The organism is Acinetobacter sp. SwsAc5, assembly GCF_013391485.1.
GTDB classification, from domain to species: domain Bacteria; phylum Pseudomonadota; class Gammaproteobacteria; order Pseudomonadales; family Moraxellaceae; genus Acinetobacter; species Acinetobacter towneri.
The window spans coordinates 1-3,271 of record NZ_JACAXD010000058.1 but is presented as its reverse complement, the minus strand read 5'-3'; the positions used below and the strand labels follow the sequence as shown (position 1 = coordinate 3,271).

At 42.3% G+C, this 3,271-nt stretch carries 5 protein-coding genes; 1 reads left to right on the top strand and 4 read right to left on the bottom strand.

Annotated features, from left to right (window positions below):
* A partial coding sequence (locus HYG89_RS15735; protein WP_178868345.1) for an iron-sulfur cluster assembly accessory protein occupies positions 1-150 on the top strand: 150 nt, incomplete at its 5' end.
* A gap of 60 nt (positions 151-210) precedes the next feature.
* On the opposite strand, the gene HYG89_RS15730 is transcribed toward HYG89_RS15735, so the two are convergent.
* From HYG89_RS15730 to HYG89_RS15715, 4 genes are all read right to left on the bottom strand, one after another.
* A complete protein-coding gene (locus HYG89_RS15730; RefSeq protein WP_005401765.1) occupies positions 211-585 on the bottom strand; it encodes a hypothetical protein in 375 nt (124 codons plus the stop codon).
* Positions 586-699: 114 nt separating this feature from the next.
* Positions 700-1,611, bottom strand: a complete 912-nt coding sequence (locus tag HYG89_RS15725; RefSeq protein ID WP_131230940.1) for a matrixin family metalloprotease — start codon at positions 1,609-1,611, stop codon at positions 700-702.
* Positions 1,612-1,694: 83 nt separating this feature from the next.
* Positions 1,695-2,519, bottom strand: coding sequence for an OXA-211 family carbapenem-hydrolyzing class D beta-lactamase (gene blaOXA, locus HYG89_RS15720; RefSeq protein WP_131230938.1), 825 nt, complete (start codon positions 2,517-2,519; stop codon positions 1,695-1,697).
* Positions 2,520-2,632: 113 nt separating this feature from the next.
* A partial coding sequence (locus HYG89_RS15715; RefSeq protein WP_178868343.1) for an Hsp70 family protein occupies positions 2,633-3,271 on the bottom strand: 639 nt, incomplete at its 5' end.

Sequence of the window (3,271 nt, the reverse complement as noted above, 5' to 3'; positions counted from 1 at the left end):
GATGTGAAAATGTTGGTTGACTCATTGAGTTATCAATATTTGGTCGGTTCAGTGGTGGATTATATTGAAGGTTTAGAAGGTTCACGTTTCATCGTGCAAAACCCAAATGCAACAACGACCTGTGGTTGTGGTTCATCTTTCTCGATCTAAGCCTGATCTGATTAAAAAAGCCCTCATGATGAGGGCTTTTTTATGTGCAATCATTCACTTTCAATCGAGTTTAATTGCATCGAGTAAGTCAAAAATAATCGTGGTGACATCTTGGCTTAAGTCACGGTTATTAAAAACTTCATAGGCAGTAATGGTGACATCGGTGTCACTCGGTAACAGTTTCTGTTCTTCTTCGATCAAGTCATTGATCGGTAAAAGCGTCTGTTTCACTTCCAGATGTAAAACATCCTTAAACTCTAAATTTTCATCTTCAAGTTCTAACAGCTGCTCGTTAAAATAGGGCAATAGAATAGAATGGAGATAAGGTTGAATCTCAACAATATCAAAGATTTCGATATCACGAGTTTCTTCAATCGTACTGATGTGGTCATTTACTTCGATTAAGATATGGTAGTAACTCACATTCGTCTCCAAAGCTTCTAGTGGATATTCAATTATTTACAATAACACGAACCCGAGTCAAGATGTGCTGTGATTGTATTTCATACACATATTAAAATTAGGGGATTTTTTTAGCAATTCATCATTTCAACGGGCATTAAACAATGCAATATCGGCACTTTGTAAACGGAAATGCTGCATATCTTGCTCTTCTAGCATTGGGTACATCAGGGCTTTCGGATCATTATGATGTTTCATGCCGAGGGCATGGCCAAATTCATGCGCTAAAGTCAGACGTAAGTCTTCTTTGGACTCAAACTCATAAATATGAATTTCACGCCCATTGAACAGTCCTTTATCAAATAGACGGGGTTGGAAGCGTTGGTTGAATTGGTCAATAGCCAGATTATGGCCTTGATCTAAGCGGTTCAGTTCATCTACCTTTTGATTGTAGGCATTCACTTGCAGGTTAAAGCTGGCAATTTGTTGGTCTAAAGCGTGTTGCTGTTGACGCAGCTGCACCAAACTCTGTTGTACGGCCGCTTGCTGCGAAGCAGGGATTCCGCCGTGCTGGTTATACTGGCGGATCATGGCATTATAGTTTTGGCTAAGGTCTTGTAGACTCTGTTTTTGCACATCTAAGGCCCCTGAGTGACGTGCCAAATTTTGTTGCATGGCTTTGAGTTCAGTATTTTTTTGACTCAGCCCGTGTTCATTTTGTGTCAGTTTAGACAGTTGATCGCGGCGTTGTACCGACTCATCTTGACGCTGGTCATAAATGAGTCGAATACTGAGCCGAGCATTGGGGTCATAGACAAAGTAGTCTTGGCCCAAACCTTGTTTCCAAATATCCGTGGCTTGCTGGCTAATGTACTTTAACTCATGTTCACTAAGACTAAAACGTGGATCGACTTCCGCAATACGATAGCGAATACGCTGATCGAAAGGATGGGTGAGCCGATCCAGCAGTGGATTGAGACGCAGCTGGGGCTGTTGCATATTTTGATACAGAATCAACCCTAAAAAGCCCAGCAAAGCAAACAAAAGACTTTGACGCATATTTCATTCATATATCTTTATTTTTAGCTACTTTAGCGTAAAAAATACCTTTGCAACATAAAAAATGCGTTTTCTCTGTGGGCTTAAATTATCCCCAGTGCTGTCAGACTTTGTTTGACCAGTTGCTCACGCACGCTGGCGGAAATCCCTGTTTTCATATGCATATTCAAAGCAAAATACACTTTTTCACCTGTTGCTGTTTCGACCCAGCCTGTCCACCAGCCCACTTGCGGTTCTAGGTCCATACCCCAGCCTGATTTTGCATAGAGTTTATAATTTGGTTTTTGTTCAATCAGCAGCATGTCTTGTACGGTATGTTGCACATCGGGTTTAAAAGCGAGTTGTGTATTGGCCAGCTTCTCTACAAAAAGGACTTCTTGAACAGGCGTAATTTGCAGTGGACCGACTAACCAAAAGTTATCGACAACGGTGCCAATCTGTTGATTGCCATATCCAATGCGCTGTACTTCTTTTTTCATTAGATCTAGGCCAATGCGCCGTGCTAGCTCCTGATAAACGGGAACGGCAGATGCTTGCATGGCTTGCCCTAAAGTCATGTCTTTTTCCCAAGCAGGGAAGCTGCGCTTTTGACCATCCCATTTAAACACCTCGGTGTTGGTTGCTTTACCATGTTCTAGTCCGATTAAGGCATTCAGCATTTTAAAGGTAGAGGCAGGTACATAGGGTGTCTGAGCACGGCTCAAGTCATTGCCGTAGCTGTGTAAGCCATGCTTATCCTTTATGACAATCACCCCCGTGGTTTGGAGTTGATTGAAGGCCTGATGGATCTGCTGCTGCACACTTTGTTGCTGTTGGTTTTTAGCTGTTTCTACGGAGGGGCTTATTGTGGTACATGCGGAACCGAAGGTTGTAATGAGGGCGATGAGGCCCAATTGTAAATTTTTCATTGAAGGCTGAGATCTAAATTTTTTATCAGCCTAATGTAAAAGTGGAACGTGAAACAACAATATTTAGGTAATAAAAAACCGCGCTTTCGCGCGGTTTTTATTAAAGAGACAAATTATTTTTTGTCATCTTTTACTTCAGTGAACTCAGCATCTACAACGCCATCGTCAGCTTTTTGTTGTTGACCAGCGTCACCACCAAATGCATTCGGGTCGAAACCTTCAGCACCGCCTTGGCCTTGCGCAGCTTCATAAGCACGTTGCGTGATCGGCATGATGATGTTTTGAAGCGCTTCAGTTTTCGCTTTGATGTCTTCTACATCATTTTCTTTAGTCGAAGTTTCAAGCTCAGCGACTGCAGTTTCAACAGCAGTTTTTTCATCGCTTGTTACTTGCTCGCCTAGATCTTTTACTGCTTTTTGAGCAGAAGATACCAATGCATCCGCTTCGTTACGTGCTTTCGCAAGTTCTTCGAACTTGCGGTCTTCTTCAGCATTCGCTTCAGCATCTTTGATCATTGCTTCGATTTCAGCATCAGACAAACCTGAGTTTGCTTTAATCTGGATTGATTGCTCTTTACCAGTGCTCTTATCTTTAGCCGATACTTTTAAGATACCGTCAGCGTTGATGTCGAACGATACTTCAATTTGTGGCACACCACGTGGAGCAGGTGGAATGTCGCCCAATTGGAAGTTACCTAACAATTTGTTTTGCTGTGCCATTTTACGTTCACCTTGGAACACAGAAATGTCTAC